This window comes from Paragemmobacter straminiformis (assembly GCF_014243445.1).
GTDB lineage: Bacteria > Pseudomonadota > Alphaproteobacteria > Rhodobacterales > Rhodobacteraceae > Paragemmobacter > Paragemmobacter straminiformis.
Genome location: NZ_JACLQD010000005.1, coordinates 186,428 through 206,955, shown reverse-complemented (window position 1 = coordinate 206,955; position 20,528 = coordinate 186,428). Strand labels below are relative to the sequence as shown.

The window sequence follows — 20,528 nt, the reverse complement described above, 5'->3', positions numbered from 1 at the left end:
CGCGGCGGCGGGCCTCGATCAGCCCGACTTCGCCGCCCCGCGCGGGCTGACCAATGCCACACCCGAGAGAAGAAGAACAACGGCAAGCCATATAAAAGGAGGAAATCTTTCTCCCAGCAGCGCCATCGCCCAGAAAATTCCTGCTCCGGTCACGATATAGGAACATTGTGCGGCAAAGACCGATCCGGCCCGCGACGCAAGCCAGACGTAACCGGCATACATCAGCGCATGGATCGCCGATGACCCCACCAAAGCCGCCTCTGCCCGCCCGAAACCGGCGAACGGGTCGAAGAACTGCCCCGAGCCCAGCGTGATCGGCGCGCAGATCACCAGCCCCACGACCGACGCCCCCAGCATGGCCTGCACCGCATCCATGCCCTCGGTGCCGTTGCGCGCGACATAGGTCGCCTCCATCGCATAGAACAGCGGCCCGACCAGCGCTACGGGCAGGAACACCGCCAAGGCAGGGTCGGGCAACACCGCCCCCGGCGCGGCGATCAGCCCGACTGCGGCAAGCCCGAGCAGCAGACCCAGCAGGCGCCGCGCCGAGAAGCGCTCCATCCGCAGGGCCAGCGCCATCGGAAAGGCCAGCATCGGCACCGCCGAGATGATCATCGACATGATCCCCGCCGGAAGCCGCGTGGCCGACAGGTAAAAGGTGGCATTGGGCACCAGGGTGCCCATCACCGCCACGATCACATAGAACTTCAGCGTGGCGCGGGTAAAGACCAGCCCCTTGCCCCGCACCGCCGACAGGGTCCCCAGCACCAGAATGCAGATGACCAACTGCCAGAAGATCAGGCCAAAGGGCTTGTGCCCCGAACTTGTCGCGATCTTGCCCAAGGGCTGCGTCATGCCCCAGCCAAGGCCCAGCGTGACAAGCGCCGCAACGTAAAGCCGCCGCTGCCGCCCCTGCGGCCCGGCTGCCAGCGCGGTCAAACCCGCGCCTCTTCCAGCCGCCCGCCGACGCGGATCATCCGCACCTTCAGCGCCTTGCCACTGCGGTCGTCGGTCTCGACGTAAACACCCGACAGCGTGGCAGGCCCGTTCGCAGGCTCGAAGCGCGCCTTGGCCATGCCGGTGATAAAGCGCCGCAGCGGCTCCATCTTCTCCATCCCGATGACGCTGTCGTAATCCCCGCACATGCCCGCATCGGTCAGATAGGCGGTGCCCCCCTTCAGGATCATCGCATCCCCCGTAGGCACATGCGTATGCGTGCCCACCACCAACGAGGCCTGCCCGTCGCACCAATGGCCCATCGCCATCTTCTCGCTCGTGGCCTCCGCATGGACATCCACGACCGCCGCCTGCACCGAAGCCCCCAGCGCATGGGTCTTCAGCACCGTCTCGATGGCCGAGAACGGGTCATCGAAAGGCCGCTTCATGAAGACCTGCCCCAGAACCTGCGCCACCAGCACCTTGCGCCCCTGCGTCGCATCGAAGATGCGAAATCCCTTGCCGGGCGCCACCTTGGAAAAGTTCAGCGGCCGCACGATGCGCGGCTCGGTCTCGATGAAGGAAAGCATGTCCTTCTGGTCAAAGGCATGATCCCCCAGCGTGATGCAATCGGCACCCGCCTGCAAAATCGCGCGCGCATGCTCGGGCGTCAGCCCCGCCCCGCTCGAGGCGTTCTCGCCGTTCACCACGACGAAATCGAGCCCCCATTCCGCACGCAGCGCCGCCAGCCGCTCGGCAATCGCCGCACGCCCGCTCCGCCCCATCACATCGCCAAGGAAAAGAATACGCATTCCCCCGCCATAGGCCCGCATCCCCACCCCCGCAAGCCTGATTGCGACATATTCCCCCGTCTCCCGCCCCGTACCCCGCCCCGCCCTGCGCGCCGCGCCCGCCGCATGCGCCGCAAAGGGGGGCCGTCTGCCCCCCTCGGGCCGCGTTCCGCGCCCCTCACCCCCCGAGGATATTTCCGGCAAGAGGAAGCAGCCGGACGCAGCGCTTTCATACTCGTGCAAATATCCTCGGGGGGAGGCGCGGCACGCGCCGCGGGGGGCAGACAGCCCCCCGGGCAACAGGCACCACGGCGCAAGGCCCTGCCTATTCCAGCCCCGCGGCCCGCATCAGCTCGCGCGCCGCATCCTGCACCAGCCGGTCGCGCCCCGCGCCCTGCACCGGAATCCGTCCCGGCTCGAGGAAGAGCGGCGCCGCAAGCGGCGTCACGCGCGCAAGGCGCAGACAGTCGACCCGCCCCTGCACCCGCGCCAGCATCTCCTCGATCCGCGCGAAATCGACCAGACCGCGCTCGGCCTCCTCGCGCGTGATCTGCAACAGCAGATGCCCCGGATCATACTTCCGCAGCGTGTCATACAGGATATCCGACGAGAATGTCGCCTGCCGCCCCGACTTGCGCCGCCCCTGATTGTTCCGCTCGATCAGCCCCGAGATGATGGCCGAGTTGCGGAAGGTCCGCTTCATCACCGCATTGCCCGCAAGCCATGTCTCCAGACCTTCGCGCAGGGCTTCCACCTCGAACAGCGGCGCGGGGTCCAGAACCGGCTCCAGCCCCCAGATCAGCGTGGCGTAATCGGTGCAGGTAAAGCCCAGCGGCGCCAGCCCCTGCTCCTCCATCCGCTTGGTCACCAGCAGGCCAAGCGTCGCATTGGCATTGCGTCCGGCGAAGCCGTAAACCGCCAGATGCTCGCGCCCGTCGTGCGGGAAACTTTCCACCAGAAGCCGCGACGGTTCGGGCAATCGGCTGACTTCACGCTGCAAGGCAAGCCATTCGGCCGTATGCAATGGCAATTCCGGCCAATCCGGCTTTTGGAACATCGCCATGATCCGCTGCGTCAGCAGGGTCGAGGTCGCGAATTTCGTCCCGTTGTAGACCGCCACCTTCGGCGTGCGTCCCGCAGCGCGCGACACTTCGACCGTCAACTCCTTCAACCCCTCGAAGCGCACGACCTGCCCCCCGATCAGAAAGGTATCCCCCGCCGTCAGGGTGGCCGCGAAATCCTCCTCGACCTCGCCAAGCGGGGTGCCGCCCATGCGGTTGCGCAGCCGCACCTTCAGGGTTTCGGTGTCGATGATCGTGCCAAGGTTCTGCCTGATCGGCGCGGCGCTGCGCGGGTCGCGCAACTGCCACTTGCCGTCCCGCTGCATCAGCCGCTGCCAGCGGTCATAGGCCCGCAGCGCATAGCCCCCCGTGGCCACGAAATCGAGACAGGCGTCGAACTCTGCCCGCGCCAGCCCCGCATAGGGGCCGGCCGTCACCACCTCGGCATAAAGCGCATCCGCGTCGAAAGGCCCCGCCGCAGCCGTCAGCAGGATATGCTGGCACAGCACATCGCGCGGCCCCGCCCCGCGCGGCTCGCCATCCAGATCATGCGCGCGCACCGCCTCGAGCGCCGCGCGGCATTCCACCACCTCGAACCGGTTCGCAGGCACCAGCAGCGCCTTTGACGGCGCGTTGTAGCGGTGGTTCGCCCGCCCGATCCGCTGCACCAGCCGCTTCACATTCTTCGGCGCGCCGACCTGAACCACCAGATCGACATCCCCCCAGTCGATCCCCAGATCAAGCGATCCGGTGCAGACGATGGCGCGCAACTGCCCCGCCACCATCGCCGCCTCCACCCTTTCGCGCTGCTCGCGCGAGAGCGAGCCGTGATGGATGCCAATCGGCAGATCATCGGAATTCTGCAACCACAGGTCGTGAAAGAACAGCTCCGCCTGCGCCCTCGTGTTGTGAAAGATCAAGGTCGTGCGATGCCGCCTCACCTCCTCGAGGATCGCGGGAATGGCATAGCGCCCCCCGCCGCCACTCCAGGGGGGCGGGGCGTCGGTCTCGAGCATGGCGATATCCGGCTCCGGCCCCGGATCGGCCACCAGCACCGCGCAGCCGCCCGGCGCAAGAAACCGCGCCAGCGCCGGCGGGTCCTCGACCGTGGCCGAAAGCCCCACCCGCCGCAGCCCCGGCGCCAATGCCTGCAAGCGCGACAGAAGCAGCATCAGCTGGTCGCCGCGCTTCGATTCCGCCAAGGCGTGGATCTCGTCCACCACCACCCGCTGCACTTTGGCAAAAAGGCGCGGCGCATCCTCGTAGCTCAGCAGCAGCCCAAGGCTTTCCGGCGTGGTCAGCAGGATATGCGGCGGATCGGCCCGCTGCCGCCGCCGCTGGGTGTAGCTTGTATCCCCCGTGCGGTCCTCGATCCGTATCGCGAGTCCGGCCCCCTCGACGGGTGTGCGCAAATTGCGCCGGATGTCGGCGGCCAGCGCCTTGAGCGGCGAGATGTAGATCGTATGCAACCCCGCCTCGGGCCGCGCGCCCAGCTCTGCCAGCGTCGGCAAGAACCCCGCCAGCGTCTTGCCGCCCCCCGTCGGCGCGATCAGCAGCGTCGCGGGCGCAGCGGCCCGTTGCAGCATCGCCTCCTGATGCGGATGCAAGGACCAGCCACGCGCGGCGATCCAGTCGGCAAGCGGGGGGGGAAGCAGGCTCATCCGCGCAAGCCCGGGCGCTGGTCTGCAATTCCGGCGGCGCAGACGGGGGCGCGGACGGGGGCGCGGACGGGGGCGCGGACGGGGGCGCAAACGGGGCGAAGGGAAAGGTCAGGGAAAAGGTCACCGCTCATCGCCCGCCCCCCTGCCCGATCACCCGCGCGATGCGCGCGATGCCTTCCGCGATCCGCGTCGCCTGAATCGAGGAATAGGCCAGACGGTAGAAATTCCGCCGCTCGGCTTCCGGCGCAAAGAACACCCGCCCCGGTTCGATCAGCACCCCCTCGCCCCGCAGGCGCAACGCCAGCGCCTCGGTATCCACACCGTCGGGCGCCTGCATCCAGAACGACGACCCGCCGAACCCGCCCTGCCCCGCCACCGTCAGACCATTGGCGGCAATCGCCTCGTCCATCGCCATGCGCCGCTTGCGGAACGCGGCCTTCATCCGGTTCACCAGCGCGTCATAATGGCCCAGCGACAGGAAATAGGCCGCCGTCCGCTGCATATGCCCCGGCGGATGGCGCAACACCTGCCCCCGCAAGGCCCGCGCCTCGCGGATGAACCCTTCCGATCCCACCAGCCAGCCCAGCCGCAACCCCGGAAAGATCGACTTCGAGAACGACCCCGCATGCACCACCCGCCCCTCGGCATCGAGGGATTTGAGCGAGGGCGACACAGGCCGCAGAAAGCTCATCTCGAATTCGTAGTCATCCTCGACCACGATGAAATTCCGCTCGGACGCAGCCCTGAGCAGCGCGTTGCGCCGCTCGACAGGCAGGGTCGCATTGGTCGGGCAATGGTGGCTCGCGGTCAGAAACACCACATCCACCCCCTCGGGCAGGGCCTCGGGCGGCAAGCCCTCGGCATCCACATCCACCGCCGCGATCCGCGCGCCGGTCTGGGCGACCATGCCACGGAACGGCGGGTAACAGGGGTTCTCCAGCGCCACCACCTTGCCCGCCCCCAGCAGCACCTGCGCCGCCAGCCAAAGCGCGTTCTGCGCCCCCATCGTGACAAGCACCTCGGACGGGCGCGCCACGATGCCCCGCCGCGGCAGGATGTTGCGCAGGATGTATTCGATCAGCATCGGATCGTCCTGCTCGTAGTAATCCCCCGTCAAGGTCTCGAAATCCCGCCGCCCCAGCGCCTGCACCGCGCAGAGCCGCCAGTTCTGGTGGTCGAACAAGGCCGCATCCGCCTGACCGTAGATGAACGGATAGGGATAGGCCCGCCAGTCCTCGGGCCGGTCGAGCTTGGGCTGGCGCGAGAACCGCCCCCCCGTCACCGCCGCCCAATCCACCCGCTCCTCGCGCTTCGGCACGGGGCGAAAGGCGGGCTGCACCGGAACCCCCTCGCTCACGTAATACCCCGACCGCCCCCGCGCCGTCAGGTAATCGGACGAGACAAGCTCGGTATAGGCCAGCGTCACCGTGATCCGGCTCACCCCCAGATGCTCGGCCAACCCGCGGCTCGACGGCATCCGGTCCCCGGCCCGGAACCGCCCCGACAGGATCCCTTCGGAAACCATCTGCCGGATGCGCTGCTGGAGGGTTCCCGCAGCCCCTTGCGGCAGAAAGAAGCTCTCGACCGGTATCGCCATCTGGCCTGATCCTCGCGTTGATCTGGCTATATCGACCCAATCCCCCCGCAGGGGCAAGCCCCCCGCTGCCACGCCGGCCCAAATATCCCCCACCCGCCCGCCACCCCGCCACCGACGAAGAATTTTCGTCCGAAAATTCTTCGCACCAGCGCACCCTTCCCACGTCCGGGCTTTCGGCCTATCCTTGGCGCTGTCGTCCACGACAGGTTGTCCCATGCGAGTATCCGGCCAAGGCCGCCATTTCCTGCTTCTGCAAGGCCCGCACGGCCCGTTCTTCGGGCAACTCGGCGCGATGCTGCGCGCCTCGGGTGCGACGGTCCATCGCGCAGGCTTCAACCGGGGCGACCATGCCTTCTGGCCCGACGCGGCAAGCTACATCCCCTATCGCGGCACGGTCGGGGATTGGCCCGCCACCTTCGCCCGCCTCGTCACCGACCTGTCGCTGACCGACATCGTCCTCTACGGCGACACCCGCCCCCTGCATGCCGCAGCCATTGCCGAAGCCCGCAAGGCCGGGCTGACCATCCATGTGTTCGAGGAGGGCTACCTCCGCCCCTACTGGGTCACCTACGAACGCGGCGGGTCGAACGGCCATTCGCGGCTGATGCACACATCCGTGGCGCAAATGCAGGCCGCCCTTGCCCAAAGCGATTCCAGCCAACCCGATGCCCCCGCGCATTGGGGCGACATGCGCCAGCACATGTTCTGGGGCGCGCTCTATCACTGGTTCGTCTTTGCCGGCTTCTGGGATTACCGCGCCTACCGTCCCCACCGCGAGATCACGGTCTGGCAGGAAGCCAAACTCCACCTCCGCCGCCTGCTGCTGCAACCCCTCCACAGGTGGCAGCGCAAATTCGCCACCGCCCGCATCCGTCGCGGCGGCTACCCCTATCACATCGTGCTTCTGCAACTGGAACATGACGCCAGTTTTCGCGCCCATTCGCCCTTTTCCAGCATGGCCGACTTTGCGAAAACCGTGATCGCGGGTTTCGCCGCAGGCGCGCCACCCCATCACCACCTCGTCTTCAAGGCCCACCCGCTCGAGGATGACCGCACCCCCCTGCGCCGCGACATCCGCGCCATCGCCGCGCGCCACGGTCTGGCCGGGCGCGTCCATGTGGTGCGCGGCGGCAAGCTCGCGCAGCTGCTCGACCACGCGCGCAGCGCCGTCACGGTCAATTCCACCGCGGGGCAACAGGCGCTCTGGCGCGGCCTTCCGCTCCGGGCCTTCGGACAGGCGGTCTATGCCAAGCCCGAATTCGTCTCGACACAGGACCCTGCCGCGTTCTTCGCCGCGCCCACCCGCCCCGACGCCCGCGCCTACCGCGATTTCCGCCGCTATCTGCTTGAAACCTCGCAAATTCCGGGCGGCTTCTACGCCGCCGGCGGACGCCGCGCCCTTCTGCGTCAGGTGGTCGACCTCATGCTCGCAGCCGAAGATCCTTACGACTCGCTTCTCGCGGGCAACGCGTCCCCCCGGCAACAGTTCTACGCCGTGAACTGACCTTTCGGCCGTTCCGCCCCAAGTCACTTGGCAAATAACCCCGTCTTCCTGTAGGCTTGTCGTCAAAACTTGAGGCAAACTCCATTCAAGGAGCCCGAGCAGTGGCAATGTCGGTATCTTACGGGGCCAAGGTCATGGCCCTTTCGTTGCTATGCGCAAGCATGGCAGGCTGCGGCCTGCCCCGCAGCGGTCCAAACAAGGCGGAAATCTATCGCGGCTCGGTCCTGAAACAGGGCGACGCCTTCGTCGTGCAGGTCAACAGCCGCGTCACCCGCGCCACGGCGGTGACACCCTCCTACGGCTTTTCCAACGGCTTCCTCAACGCGGGCGTCATCGGCTCCGACCAGATCGCCGCGGGCGACAAGCTCTCGCTCACCGTCTACGAAAACGTCAAGGACGACCCGCTGCTCGGCAATTCGGGCCAGCGCCTGTCGCAGCTCAACGAATTGCAGGTCGACGGCAAGGGCGAGATCTTCATCCCCTACGCCGGCCGCATCAAGGCCTCGGGCAAATCCCCCGAGGAATTGCGCAACGAGATCGCGGGCAAGCTCGACAGCCAGACCCCCGACCCGCAGGTGATCGTGCAACGCATCGCGGGCGACGGCTCGACCGTCTCCATCGCGGGCGAGGCGAATGCCCAGGGCATCTACGCCATCGAACGGCCGACCCGCACGCTCTCGACCATGCTCGCCCGCGCGGGCGGGGTAAAGATCGACCCCGGTCAGGCCATCATCCGCGTCACCCGCAACGGCCAGACCGGCAAGGTCTGGCTGCAAGACCTCTACCAGAACCCCGCACTCGACATCGCATTGCGCCCCGGCGACCAGATCGTGGTGGAAAAGGACAGCCGCGCCTTCACGGCACTCGGGGCCACGGGCGCACAGAACCGCGTCCCCTTCGAGACCCAGACCCTTTCGGCCATCGAGGCCATCGCCATCGTCGGCGGCCTGAACACCAACCTCGCCGATCCGACGGGTGTTTTCGTGTTCCGCAACGAACCGTCCGAAGTTGCCAATGCCGTGCTTGGCCGCAACGACCTCGTCGGTGCGCAACGCATGGTCTACGTCCTCGACCTGACCCAGCCCACCGGCATGTTCGAGGCGCGCGACTTCCTCGTGCGCGACGGCGACACGGTCTACGTCACCGAGGCGCCCTATGTGCAGTGGCAAAAAGCCATCGGCGCGATCACCGGCACGACGGCGGCGGCCACCTCGCTTACCGGCCAGTAAGGCCGATGCACCGGCACAGCGACACAGCCGCCGAGGGGCCACCCCGGCGGCTGTTCTATCTGAACGGCGGCTTCCTGAACCCGCGCCTGCGCCGCATCCTCGCGCTTTCCGGCCATAGCCTGCACCTCGGCTTGCCGCAGGCGGGCGACGGCCTCGTCGCATGGGGCCGCTCGCCGACCGCCGGACGGGCCGAACGCATGGCGACACGGCGCAACCTGCCGCTCGTCCGCGTCGAGGATGCCTTCCTCCGCTCGCTGCGCCCGGGCCGTCAGGGCGATGCGCCCTTGGGCCTTCTGATCGACCCGCTTGGCGTGCATTTCGACGCCTCCGCCCCCTCGCTGATCGAACATCTCGCCATCACCCACCCGCTCGACGACACCACGCTTCTGGCGCGCGCCCGCGACGGCATCGCCCGCCTGCAAACGCTCGACCTGTCGAAATACAACCTGCACGACCCCGCCCTCGCGCCCCCCGCGCCGGGATATGTTCTGGTCATCGACCAGACCCGGGGCGACGCCTCCATCGCACATTCCGGCGCCTCGCCCGCAACCTTTGCCGAGATGCTCGCACAGGCCGCGGCCGACCACCCCACAGCCCGCATCGTCGTCAAGACCCACCCCGAAACCGCGCTTGGCCTGCGGGCGGGCCATTACAGCGCGGCCACCCTGCCGCCCAACGCCACCCTCCTCTCCGACCCCGTCTCACCCTGGGCGCTGCTCAACGGGGCCATCGCCGTCTACGCCGTCTCGTCGCAACTGGGGTTCGAGGCCATCCTCGCCGGACACCGCCCGCATGTCTTCGGCCAGCCCTTCTACGCCGGATGGGGCCTGACCCACGACCGCCAGCCCATCCCGCGCCGCAAGCGCAGCCTCACCCGCGCGCAACTCTTCGCCGTGGCGATGATCCTTGCCCCCACTTGGTATGACCCCTGCCGCGACCGCCTCTGTTCCTTCGAAGAGGCCGTCGACCAGCTCGAGGCCGAAACCCGCGCCTTCCGTCAGGACCGTGCCGGATACGTGGCGCTTGGCATGCGCCTGTGGAAACGCCCGCGCCTCGCGCAGGTCTTCGGCCGCGAAAAATCCCTGATCTTCGCCCGCTCGTCCGAAACCGCCATCACCGCCGCCCGCGCCACGCGCCGCCCCCTTCTGGTCTGGGCGGGCAAGGAACCGGCCCTGCCGCCCGACCTCGCCAGCTTCCGCTGCGAGGACGGCTTCCTGCGCTCGCGCGGCCTCGGGGCCGATCTCGTCCCCCCGCTCAGCCTCGTGACCGACGATCTCGGCATCTACTACGATCCGACGCGCGAAAGCCGCCTCGAACGGCTGATCGCCACTCCCTTCCCCGCAGGGGCCGAGGCGCGGGCCGACCGCCTTCTTTCACGCATCATCGGCGCGGGCCTGTCGAAATACAACCTCGGCCAAGCCGCGCCAGACCTGCCCCAAGGCCACCGCATCCTCGTTCCCGGACAGGTCGAGGACGACGCCTCGATCCGTCTCGGCGCGGCCGAGGTCCGCACCAACCGCGCCCTGTTGCAGGCCGTCCGCGCCGCCAACCCGACAGCGGTGATCGTCTACAAACCCCATCCCGATGTGGAAGCGGGCCTTCGCGAAGGGGCCATCCCCGAAGCCGAACTGGCAAGGCTGGCCGACGCCGTCGCCCGCCACACCGATCCCGTGGCCCTGCTCGACCTCTGCGCCGAAGTCTGGACCATGACATCCCTTCTGGGCTTCGAGGCGCTGCTGCGTGGCAAGCCCGTCACCACCCTCGGCGCGCCGTTCTATGCCGGATGGGGCCTGACCCGCGATCTCGGCCCCGTGCCCGACCGCCGCCTGCGCCTGCCCGATGGCAGCCGCCGCCCCCCCGTGCCGCTGCTGCGCCTTGTCCACGCAGCCCTGATCGCCTATCCGCGCTACTACGACCCCGTCACCCGCCGCCCCTGCCCGCCCGAAGTGGCGCTTGACCGGCTGGCAAGCGGCGACATCCCCGCCCCGACCCCGCTCAACCGCCTGCTGGCCAAGGCGCAGGGCGCTTTGGCGGGGCAGGCGTGGCTCTGGCGGTAGCGGCATCGTCGCCATGAAAAAGGCGGGCCAATCGCTTGGCCCGCCGGTTCAGCCTGACCCTGCCCCGCCTCAGGGCTTGGTCGCGGTGCACGAGGCCGATGTGCTGCCGCATTCCACGACGACATAGGTGCCGGTCGTGCCGACCTGATACCAGGCGTAGTATTTCTGCCCCTTCTGCGTCGTCCCCGGTCCCGGCACCCTCGTATAGGTCGTTCCCGAAGCAAAAGTGGTGATCGCACTGTTGGTCTGCGCGGTCGTAGGCGCTGCCGTCGGCGCGGGCGTCGGCGTCGGCGTCGGGGTGCGCGTCGGCGTCGGCGTCGGTGTCGGCGTCGGCGTCGGTGTCGGTGTCGGCGTGGGTGTCGGCGTCGGCGTAGGCGTAGGCGTAGGCGTCGGGGTGGGTGTCGGCGTAGGCGTAGGCGTCTTGTTCTGGCCCGGAGGCGTGTTGCCCCCGCCATTGGTGCTCGGCGTCGGCGTCGGAGTCGGGGTCGCACTCGCCGTCGGCGTCGCACTGGCGGTCGGGGTCGCACTCGCCGTCGGGGTCGCACTCACCGTCGGCGTCGCACTCCCCGTCGGAGTCGCACTCACCGTAGGCGTCGCACTGGTCGACGGTGTCGCCGTGCCCGAAGGGCTTGCCGTCGGCGTTGCCGTTCCCGTGGGCGTCGCCGTGGCTGTCGGAGTCGGCGTCGGTGTCGGCGTCCCGCCCGTGCCTTCCACGGCAGTCCCGATCCCCGTGGCCGAATCCGCGACGGTTTGCAGCGGTTTGGCCGCCTGCGCGTCCAACTCCCGCACCACGAAGAACACGGCAGCCGCCGCAGCAGCACCGATCCCGCCCAGCAAGATCAGATATTCGGTCAGCGACAGGCCGCTTTCATCCGCGACGAATGTCTTTAATTTCTTGTCTTTCCGCAAAACCATGTCAGCCGTGCCCCAGCCATAAGAATGGGTGCAATCTAAACCAAGGCGCAGCCCTCTCCAAGTAAGGTTTGTTAACAACCCCCGCCTTCGCCGCCGAGCGATGCAGTTTTGTCAATAAATGTAGCGGATCTGCTCGCCCCAGAACCGCTCGATCCGCCGCAGCACCTGGTTGGCATCTTCCAGCCCCGCGGCCGAAACCCCGCTGCGCACGGCCAGCAGCCCCGCATGGCGGCGGAACAGGTCCTCGATCCTGCCGCGCATCTCGCGCCCCTTCGCGGTCAGCTTCACCCGCACCGAACGGCGGTCCACCTCGGAACGCTGGTGGTGCAGATAGCCCAGATCGACCAGCTTCTTCAGGTTGTAGCTGACATTGCTGCCCTGATAGTAGCCGCGCGACTTCAATTCGCCCGCCGTGACCTCGTGTTCTGCGATGTTGAACAGCAACAGCGCCTGCACGGGGTTGATCTCCTCGACCCCCAGCCGCTCGAATTCGTCCTTGATCACATCGAGCAACAGCCTGTGCAGCCGCTCGACCAGCGCCATGTTGTCAAGATAGCCCTGCAACACCAGCGTTTCCGACCCGTCGCGGATCGTTCCATGAACCGTCATCTTCGCCCTCCTGTCCGGCATCTCCGGCCCAGATTCGGCGCAAATTCCCAAGATCGGGTAAACGTCAGCCCTTTGGCACCAGCCGCGCGCGGGCATAGGCCGCGATCTCGCCCAGAAGCGGCGCCACATGCGCGGGCGCCTCGGCCTGCCCGAAGATCCAGGCCATCAGGTCCTGGTCATTCTCGGCCAGCAAAAGCTCGTAGGCCTCAAGCCGCGCCGCATCGAGCCCCGCCAGATGCGCATCGGCCCATGGCCCAAGGATCAGGTCCATCTCCTTGGTCCCGCGCCGCCAGCTCCGCATCGTCATGCGCTTCAGGCGCGCCTCCGCCGTCTCGGCCATGGTGATCCCTCATCCAGCTTGAACCCGTGCAGGCCGCACCCTAAGAGATGCGCCAACAGCGCACACATGCCCCATCCAGTCCGAGGTTCAAATGGCTTTCCTCTCCGACACGCTCGCCCGCGTCAAACCGTCGCCCACCATCGCCGTGACCAACAAGGCCCGCGAACTGGCGGCGGCAGGGCGCGACATCATCGGCCTCGGCGCAGGCGAACCCGACTTCGACACACCCCAGAACATCAAGGACGCCGCCAAACGCGCCATCGACGCAGGCCGCACCAAATACACCGCCGTCGACGGCATCCCCGAACTCAAAGCCGCCATCTGCACCAAATTCCTGCGCGAGAACGGCCTGACCTACACCCCCGCACAGGTCACCGTCGGCACGGGCGGCAAGCAGATCCTCTACAACGCGCTCATGGCCACCTGCAATCCGGGGGACGAGGTGATCATCCCCGCCCCCTACTGGGTCAGTTACCCCGACATGGTCCTGCTCGCGGGCGGCACCCCCGTTCCCGTGGTGGCAGGCATCGAGACGCAGTTCAAACTCACCCCCGAACAGCTCGAAGCGGCAATCACCCCCAAGACCAAGTGGTTCATCTTCAACTCGCCGTCGAACCCGACGGGCGCGGGCTACACGCGGGCCGAGCTCAAGGCGCTCTGCGACGTGCTGATGCGCCACCCGCAGGTCTGGATCATGTCCGACGACATGTATGAACACCTCGTCTTCGACGATTTCGAATTCTGCACCCCCGCCGAGGTCGAGCCGGGCCTCTACGACCGCACCCTCACCTGCAACGGCGTGTCGAAATCCTACGCCATGACCGGCTGGCGCATCGGCTACGCCGCAGGCCCCGTGGCGCTGATCAAGGCGATGGGCACGATCCAGTCGCAATCGACCTCGAACCCCTCCTCGGTCTCGCAATATGCGGCGCTCGAGGCGCTGACCGGCCCGCAAGATTTCCTCGCCGCCAACCGCACCCTGTTCCAGCGCCGCCGCGATCTGGTGGTCGGCATGCTCAACCAGGCCCGGGGCATCACCTGCCCCACGCCCGAAGGCGCCTTCTACGTCTACCCCGACATCGCAGGCTGCATCGGCAAAACCACGCCCTCGGGCGTCACCATCACCAATGACGAGGTTTTCGCCTCGGCCCTTCTCGAAGACACCGGCGTCGCCGTGGTCTTCGGCGCGGCCTTCGGGCTTTCCCCGAACTTCCGCGTCAGCTACGCTACCTCGGACGCGTTGTTGCAAGAGGCCTGCGCCCGCATCCAGCGGTTCTGCGCAAGCCTCGTCTGAAAGGTGAGCCGATGTCGGGCGATCTGCCGGAATATTACTTCCGCATCCGCGAGAACGGCGCGACGGTGTTTCGGGTCGATACCGAAAACCGCCAGCGCCGGATCGAGATGGAAGAGATCGCGGTGGTCAACGTGCGCAACGGCAACGTCAAGCCGCACGGCGACCGCCCCCTGACCGGGGCCGAGGCCAAGGTCATCGCCGACTGGATGGCCGCACGCCTCGACACCCTCGCCCGCCGCGACATCGACGACATCCTCCGCGCCGTGGATCACATGAACCTGACCACGCAATGGGCCCAGTCCAAAGCCACCGACGCCGAGCTGGCCGAGGTGACCGACACCCTGCTTCTGGCCATGCACGACCTGCGCTCGGTTCTGGTCCGAAAAAAGGCCGACCGCCTGATCAAGGCGCAAAAGGCCGCCGAATAGACGAATTTTCTGCGAAAATTCCGGGGGGCTTTCCGCCCCCCACGGCGCAAGGCGCCTCCCCCCGAGGATATTTCCGCGAATGTGAAAGACGGGAAAAGACCGGGCTTCGCGTCCCGCGTTCCTCGTCCCTCGTCCCTCGTTCCTCTTGCCCCAAATATCCTCGGGGGGTGAGGGGCAGCGCCCCGAGGGGGGCGGAAAGCCCCCCTTCCTTGTCCGGGCAGCGGTCGTCAGCGCCGCGACCAGAAGCGCCACATCAGGCTCGACGCCGCACCCGTCAGCCCGACGACCAGCCCGAGCCACAGCCCCACCCCGCCCAGCCCCAGCGGAAAGGCAAGGATGTAGCAGGTCGGAATGCCGATCACCCAGTAGCTCAGCGCCGCCAGCGCCATCGGCACCCGCGTGTCGCGCACGCCGCGCAACATGCCAAGTGCGATGACCTGCATCGCATCCATGATCTGGAACAGCGCCGCCAGCGCCAGCAAGACCGTGCCATAGGCCACGATCCGCCCCGACTCGGGCTTGGTCATGTCGAGGAAAAGCGACAGGATCTGCACGGGTGCGGCCAGAAACAGCGCCACCATCAGCGCGCCGAACCCCAGCGACAGCGCGATCCCCGTCGCCGCCGCCGCCCTGACCCCTGCCGCATCGCCCGCCCCGTCGGCATAGCCCGTCCGCACCGTGACCGCATTCGACAGGCCCAGATGCACCATGAAGGCCAGCGCCGCCACCTGCATCGCGATGCCATGCGCGGCCAGTTCCACCGTCCCGATCCAGCCCATCATCAGCGCGCTCGCCTGGAACATCCCGCTTTCGGCCAACCCCGTCACCCCGATGGGCCAGCCCAGCCGGAACACCCGCCCCAGCGCCGCGGGGTCCGGCCGCCAGAACCGCTGCCACAGCCGGAAGCGCCGCAATTCGGGCAGCCATCCGGCATAGACCGCCAGCACGGCAAAGGTCACCACCTGCACCGAAAGCGAGGCGATGGCCGACCCCACCACCCCCATCTCGGGCGCGCCGCCATTGCCGAAGATCAGGAACCAGTTGATCGCCGCATTCACCCCGACCGCGACCAGCGTGACCCAAAGCACGACCTGCGTCCGCTCCAGCGCGGCAAGATAGCTTTTCAGCGCCATGACCAGCAAGGCCGGCACCATGCCAAGTCCCGCCACCCGCAGGAAATCCTGCGCCAGCGCCGCGACCTCGGGCTTCTGGCCCAGCATCAGCAGCACGGGTTCGGCGTTCCAGAACAGCGGATAGACCGCAATCCCGAACCCCAGCGACAGCCACAGCCCCATGCGCGTGTCGCGCCGGACCTGCGCCTCGTCCCCTTCGCCCAGCGAGGCCGCCACCATCGGCATCACCGCCTGCGCAAAACCCGAGCCGAGGATGAACACCACGAAGAACGAAGACCCGCCGATCACCACGGCGGCCAGTTCCGTGACCCCGTACCAGCCCAGCATCACCGTATCGACGACATGCAAGGCCATTTGCGCCAGATGGCTGCCGATCAGCGGCAATCCCAGCGCAAGCGTCGCCCGCGCATGGGCCGGATATGTCGATGCGGTCGTCATGCCCCAGACCTATCCGCCCCGAGGGGGGCGGGCAAGCCACCACCCTCGCCGCAGCGCGGCAAAACGCAAGCGGGCCTCTGCCCTTGAATTATCCGTCATTCGGGGGCTAGGCTCCGCCAGCAAGGGCCGATGGAGGACAACGCGTGCAAGCCACAACCGGCGCGGAATGGGGGCGGGCATGATCGTTCCGGTCTTTCTCTTCTTCCATGCCGTGCTTGCCACCTCGATCGCCTATCTTCTGTCGCTTGCTTCGCAGGGCCTCGATGCCCGCGTGGCGCTGGTCAGCCTTGTCCTCGCCCTTCCCTTGGCGCTGCTGCCCGCCCGCCGCTTCGCAGACCTGCCGCGCCTGCCGCTCAACGCGCTGGAATGGGGGATCGCCGTCCTCGTCACCGCCTTCTGCTTCGGTCATTTCCAGGGAATCCTGCTGACCGGACCCGACAGCTACGGCACGCGCGACGTGATGAACTTCGGCGACCTGCCGCTTCACATCAGCTACCTGCGCTCCTTTGTCGACGGCACCGCCTTTCCGCCCCCGAACCCCGGCTACCCGACCGATCCGCTGCGCTACCCGCTCGGCGCAGATCTTTACAACGCGCTGTGGGAGGCGGTCGGCGCGGACACAGCGCTTCACCTCATGCTGACGGGCTTTGTCACCATCCTGCTCTGCGTGGCGCTTCTGCTGCGCTTCGGCGGGTGGTGGGCGCTGGGGGGAATGTTCCTGAACATCAGCTGGGTCACCACCGCCGCGATGGTCGCGCCCGCCGGCTGGGACGGGATCGACTTCCAGAACGGCACGCAGTTCAAGAACCTGACGCTGGCGCTGATGGTGCCACAGCGCAGCATGCTCTTCGCGCTGCCCATCGGGTTGATGCTGATCCTTGCGCTCGACGGCCATGCCAGCGGCAAACGCCCGCTTGCGCGCAATGCGCAGGTCATGCTCGGCCTGCTCTGGGGCGTGATGCCGCTGTTCCACCTGCACGCCTTCGTCGCGGTCAGCCTGATCCTCGGGCTTGTCGCGCTGGCACGGGGCGGGCTGCGCGGGGCGGGCAGGCTTCTCTCGGGGCCGATGGCCCTGACGGCCTATCTGCCCGCGATCCTGCTGGTGCTGCATTCGACCGCATGGCTGCAAAAGGCAGGGGTCGCGCATATCACCCTTGGCTGGATGGCGGGCGACCAGCCCTTCCTGCCCTTCCTGTGGGACAACTTCGGCCTCTGGCTCGCCCTTCCGCTTGCCGTGGCCGCCTGCCTCTGGGCCGACCGCAACGCCCCCGACGCCCGCGCCACCCGGCGCATGGCCATCGGCACCGTGGCGCTTTTCGCGCTGTTCTTCACCGTCATGCTGGCCCCGTGGGACTGGGACAACATCAAGCTCATCATCTGGCCGTGGCTGCTGCTCCTCGCCCTTGCCGAACGCCTCGTGCAACCGCGCCTCGACCGCCTCGGCCGCGCCGCCGCCCCCGTGGCCGCGGCCCTGCTGCTGGCACCGGCGGTGCTGCTGCTGGCCTATTCGCTGCGCAGCGGCGGGACGAACGGCTACGGCCTCATCGCGCGGGACGAGGTGATCGGCACCGAAGCCGCCGTCGAGGCCCTGCCCAAGGACGCGGTTTTCGCCGCCTCGCGCCGCGTGAACCACCCGCTCGACTGGCTGGGCCGCTTCCGCGTGCTGGGCTACGAAGGCCACCTCTGGTCGCATGGCATCGACACCGCCCCCCGCGATGCGCTGCTGCAAAAGCTGATGCAGGGCGCGCCCGACTGGAGCGAGGCCGCACGCGCCCTCGGCATCGATTACATCTACTGGGGCCCGCCCGAGGTGCAGGAATACGGCCCCGACCCGCGCCCCTGGATGGCGACACTCGAAAACGTCTCGACCATGCCGGGCTTCGCCGTCTACGCCCTTCCCGACTGACCCATCAACCTTCCCGAGGTTTCCATGCTTACCCTCTACGGTGTCTACCGCTCGCGCGCCTCGCGCCCGCTCTGGCTTCTGGCCGAAACCGGAACGCCCTTTGCCCATGTTCCGGTGATACAGGCCTATCGGCTGCCCCAACCCGTCGCGGCGGATGCGCCCGTCAACACCGCCTCTCCCGAATTCACCGCCGTGAACCCGCAGGCGCAGATCCCCGCGCTCAAGGACGGCGATCTGGTCCTGACCGAAAGCCTTGCCATCACGCTTTACATCGCCCGCCGCTACGGCGGCGATCTTGGCCCCCGTTCCGATGCCGAAACCGCGCTGATGGAGCAATGGGCCCTCTTTGCCGCGACCTCCGTGGAAGGCCCCGCTCTCGAGATGTTCTACCCGCTCGCCTCGGGTGCGGCGCTGACGCCGGAACAGCAGGCCACCGTAAACGTCTCGGCCGAAAAGCTGCGCCGCCCCTTCGCGCGGCTTGATGCGCATCTGGCGGCCCACCCCTTCATGCTGGGCGACCGCTTCACCGCTGCCGATATCGTCGTGGCCGAATGCGTCCGCTACGCACAGGGCAACGCCGCGCTGATGGCCGAATTCCCCGCCCTCGACGCGTGGATCAAGACCTGCCAAGCGCGCGACGGGTTCAAGACGATGTGGGCCGGACGGATGGCCGAACCGGCGTAAACGTTCCGCTGCATTGCGCACAACCATCGTTGTGCGCACGGCGACCAAGCCCGCCCCATGCCCGCCCGTGCGTCCAGCGCACGGGCCGCGCCCGCCCTGCGGGGGGCGGGCGCGATAGATCGCACCCGCCGGGCGGTCGCGCCCCGTGCCCAAGGCTTCGGGAATGTTGAACACCCCTTGCGGCTTCGTTGCCTCAGCCGCAATCGGACCGGCGAAAAGGTCCACTGGACCTTTTCGCGGCGGTCCTCAACGCCCCCTCACATCACAGGGATCGCCCCCCCTTCACCCCACATACTTCCGCCAGTCATGCTGCTCCCTGAACCCCAGAACCTCGCGGATCTTGCGGTTGGAAAGCAGGCTCTCATGCGGCCCCACAGGCCGCGACAGGGGCACGTTCGGAAAGAACCGCGCCAGCAACTCCCCATTCTCCTGCGGCACGGAATTGGTGTCGTTGCAGGCGTTGAACACCTGCCAGCCCAATCCGTCCTTCTTCAGGCACAGGTCCACGATCTGCCCCAGATCCCGCGCGTCGATGTAGCTAAAGGTGATCCGCCGCCGCAGCCCCGGATTGTCCTTCAGCGGCGGAAAGACCGTTGCGTATTCATGCGGCTCGATCACATTGCCGATCCGCAACGCATAGATATCGGCCCCCGACCGCCGCTGGAAACTCTGCGCCGTGGCCTCGTTCACCTTCTTCGACATGCCATAGCTGTCCATCGGGTCGATCGGGTAATCCTCCTCGAGCGGCAGCACCTTCGGGTCCACCACCCCGTCACTGAAACAGACCCCGTAGGTCGTCTCGGATGACGCCACGATGATCTTGCGGATGCCCATCTTCACCGCCGCCTCGATCACGTTGTAGGTGCCCATGACGTTGACGCGGTAGGTCTCGTTGTCCGGCGCGATCTTCAGCGCGGGAATGGCCGCGAAATGCACCACCGCGTCAAAGGGCCGATGCCCCTTGCCATCCTCCATCTCGTCGTCACCGGCATAGGCGCTCATCGCGTTGAACATCTGGCCGCTGTCGGTGATATCCGCGATCAGGTCCGCCACCCCCGGATGCCGCAGCGGCACGCGGTCTACGTTCAGCACCCGATGCCCCGCCGCCGCCAGATAGGCGACCACATATTTGCCAGCCTTCCCCGACCCGCCCGTGAACAGAACCCGCATCCTCGATCCCTCCCTTGGAAAATTGCGCGCCAGAATGTATATTCAATTGCACATCCGTCAAAGGGAGCCGCTGATGACCCGCCTCGCCACGCCGAACATCTGCACCATGACCGAGTTGCGCGAGCCGCAAAAGGTCTTTGACCGCGCCAATGGCCAACCCGTGGCGATCCTGAAGAACTCGGCCCTCGTCGGCTACATCGTCCCCGCCGAAGCGGTGGGCAAGACCGAAGGCCGCTACGCCACGATGGAGGAGGTGATGGAAAGCCTGAACCGCCGCCGCGAAATCAACCAACCCGTCCTCGATTACCTGCGTGACAAATGACCTTCATCCTGTTGAGTGCCGAGTTGGTGGAAAGTATCCACGACGCCATCCTGAACCCCGGTGAACTGCCCGGACGGGCGCGCGACAAGTCCCTTGAAGGCGCACTTGCCCGCGTCGACAACCGCATTTTATACGGCATGATCGAAGATGCCTTCGACCTCGCCGCCGCCTATGCGATCGCCATCGCGCAGGGCCATTGCTTCAACGATGGCAACAAGCGCACGGCCCACCAGTCGATGGACGTCTGCCTCGACCTGAACGGGGTCCAGATCGGCTGGAACCACGAAGACGTCGGCCAGACCATCATCCGCGCCGCCCAGCGCCTGTTCGACGAAGCCGAGCTTGCCGAATGGCTGCGCCAGCGCGCGCCCCGTGCCTGACGGGTCGCGTCCCTGCCTCTTTGCCTCTCCGGCACCCCAACATCTTGCGTCCCCACCCCGCAAGATGATCTAA

Annotated in this window: 19 protein-coding genes; 10 read left to right on the top strand and 9 right to left on the bottom strand. The window is 67.4% G+C overall.

Annotated features, from left to right (window positions below):
* Positions 1–18: 18 nt before the first annotated feature.
* From H7F16_RS16585 to H7F16_RS16570, 4 genes are all read right to left on the bottom strand, one after another.
* On the bottom strand, positions 19–939 hold the full coding sequence (locus H7F16_RS16585) for a DMT family transporter (RefSeq protein ID WP_241741494.1): 921 nt from the start codon (positions 937–939) through the stop codon (positions 19–21).
* Positions 936–1,748, bottom strand: coding sequence for a TIGR00282 family metallophosphoesterase (locus H7F16_RS16580; protein WP_185798743.1), 813 nt, complete (start codon positions 1,746–1,748; stop codon positions 936–938). Before H7F16_RS16580 ends, H7F16_RS16585 begins: the two co-directional genes overlap by 4 nt.
* A 304-nt stretch (positions 1,749–2,052) precedes the next feature.
* Positions 2,053–4,449, bottom strand: a complete 2,397-nt coding sequence (locus H7F16_RS16575) for a ligase-associated DNA damage response DEXH box helicase (protein ID WP_185798742.1) — start codon at positions 4,447–4,449, stop codon at positions 2,053–2,055.
* Between the two features lie 127 nt (positions 4,450–4,576).
* Entirely contained in the window at positions 4,577–6,046 is a 1,470-nt protein-coding gene (locus H7F16_RS16570; protein ID WP_185798741.1) for an aminotransferase-like domain-containing protein, read from the bottom strand.
* Positions 6,047–6,260: 214 nt separating this feature from the next.
* Between H7F16_RS16570 and H7F16_RS16565 the strand changes: the two genes are divergently transcribed.
* The 3 genes from H7F16_RS16565 (at position 6,261) to H7F16_RS16555 (ending at position 10,836) form a co-directional block, all read left to right on the top strand.
* Positions 6,261–7,550: a capsule biosynthesis protein gene (locus H7F16_RS16565; protein ID WP_185798740.1), complete on the top strand. Its 1,290-nt coding sequence runs from the start codon at positions 6,261–6,263 to the stop codon at positions 7,548–7,550.
* A 101-nt stretch (positions 7,551–7,651) separates the two neighbouring features.
* Positions 7,652–8,779: a polysaccharide biosynthesis/export family protein gene (locus tag H7F16_RS16560; protein ID WP_479682943.1), complete on the top strand. Its 1,128-nt coding sequence runs from the start codon at positions 7,652–7,654 to the stop codon at positions 8,777–8,779.
* A gap of 5 nt (positions 8,780–8,784) precedes the next feature.
* Positions 8,785–10,836, top strand: a complete 2,052-nt coding sequence (locus tag H7F16_RS16555) for a capsular polysaccharide biosynthesis protein (protein ID WP_185798739.1) — start codon at positions 8,785–8,787, stop codon at positions 10,834–10,836.
* A 69-nt stretch (positions 10,837–10,905) separates the two neighbouring features.
* On the opposite strand, the gene H7F16_RS19925 is transcribed toward H7F16_RS16555, so the two are convergent.
* On the bottom strand, positions 10,906–11,034 hold the full coding sequence (locus tag H7F16_RS19925; RefSeq protein ID WP_277818393.1) for a hypothetical protein: 129 nt from the start codon (positions 11,032–11,034) through the stop codon (positions 10,906–10,908).
* A gap of 31 nt (positions 11,035–11,065) precedes the next feature.
* On the opposite strand from H7F16_RS19925, the gene H7F16_RS16550 reads away from it, so the two are divergent.
* Complete coding sequence (locus tag H7F16_RS16550) at positions 11,066–11,773, top strand: hypothetical protein (protein ID WP_185798738.1); 708 nt, start codon at positions 11,066–11,068, stop codon at positions 11,771–11,773.
* Positions 11,774–11,862: 89 nt separating this feature from the next.
* Here the strand turns inward: H7F16_RS16550 and H7F16_RS16545 are convergent, their stop codons facing one another.
* Together H7F16_RS16545 and H7F16_RS16540 are read right to left on the bottom strand one after the other, a co-directional pair.
* Positions 11,863–12,360 (bottom strand): MarR family winged helix-turn-helix transcriptional regulator, encoded by a 498-nt coding sequence (locus H7F16_RS16545; protein WP_185798737.1) that lies wholly within the window; start codon positions 12,358–12,360, stop codon positions 11,863–11,865.
* 64 nt (positions 12,361–12,424) lie between these two features.
* A complete protein-coding gene (locus tag H7F16_RS16540; protein WP_185798736.1) occupies positions 12,425–12,700 on the bottom strand; it encodes an FAD assembly factor SdhE in 276 nt (91 codons plus the stop codon).
* Between the two features lie 91 nt (positions 12,701–12,791).
* Here H7F16_RS16540 and H7F16_RS16535 point away from each other — a divergent pair, with 91 nt between their 5' ends.
* Positions 12,792–13,994, top strand: coding sequence for a pyridoxal phosphate-dependent aminotransferase (locus H7F16_RS16535; protein ID WP_185798735.1), 1,203 nt, complete (start codon positions 12,792–12,794; stop codon positions 13,992–13,994).
* Between the two features lie 11 nt (positions 13,995–14,005).
* Entirely contained in the window at positions 14,006–14,422 is a 417-nt protein-coding gene (locus tag H7F16_RS16530; protein WP_185798734.1) for a hypothetical protein, read from the top strand.
* A gap of 227 nt (positions 14,423–14,649) precedes the next feature.
* On the opposite strand, the gene H7F16_RS16525 is transcribed toward H7F16_RS16530, so the two are convergent.
* Positions 14,650–15,993, bottom strand: a complete 1,344-nt coding sequence (locus H7F16_RS16525; protein WP_185798733.1) for an MATE family efflux transporter — start codon at positions 15,991–15,993, stop codon at positions 14,650–14,652.
* 178 nt (positions 15,994–16,171) lie between these two features.
* Between H7F16_RS16525 and H7F16_RS16520 the strand changes: the two genes are divergently transcribed.
* Together H7F16_RS16520 and H7F16_RS16515 are read left to right on the top strand one after the other, a co-directional pair.
* The gene (locus H7F16_RS16520) at positions 16,172–17,899 is read left to right on the top strand and encodes a hypothetical protein (protein WP_185798732.1); all 1,728 of its coding nucleotides are present in this window, start codon (positions 16,172–16,174) and stop codon (positions 17,897–17,899) included.
* A 24-nt stretch (positions 17,900–17,923) separates the two neighbouring features.
* Positions 17,924–18,583 carry a glutathione S-transferase family protein gene (locus H7F16_RS16515; RefSeq protein ID WP_185798731.1) on the top strand — a complete coding sequence of 220 codons (660 nt, stop codon included), beginning with the start codon at positions 17,924–17,926 and terminating at the stop codon, positions 18,581–18,583.
* Positions 18,584–18,865: 282 nt separating this feature from the next.
* Here H7F16_RS16515 and H7F16_RS16510 read toward each other — a convergent pair whose 3' ends face one another.
* On the bottom strand, positions 18,866–19,753 hold the full coding sequence (locus tag H7F16_RS16510; protein ID WP_185798730.1) for an NAD-dependent epimerase/dehydratase family protein: 888 nt from the start codon (positions 19,751–19,753) through the stop codon (positions 18,866–18,868).
* 73 nt (positions 19,754–19,826) lie between these two features.
* On the opposite strand from H7F16_RS16510, the gene H7F16_RS16505 reads away from it, so the two are divergent.
* Together H7F16_RS16505 and H7F16_RS16500 are read left to right on the top strand one after the other, a co-directional pair.
* Positions 19,827–20,075: a hypothetical protein gene (locus tag H7F16_RS16505; protein WP_185798729.1), complete on the top strand. Its 249-nt coding sequence runs from the start codon at positions 19,827–19,829 to the stop codon at positions 20,073–20,075.
* A complete protein-coding gene (locus H7F16_RS16500; protein WP_185798728.1) occupies positions 20,072–20,455 on the top strand; it encodes a type II toxin-antitoxin system death-on-curing family toxin in 384 nt (127 codons plus the stop codon). Before H7F16_RS16505 ends, H7F16_RS16500 begins: the two co-directional genes overlap by 4 nt.
* Positions 20,456–20,528 lie beyond the last annotated feature (73 nt).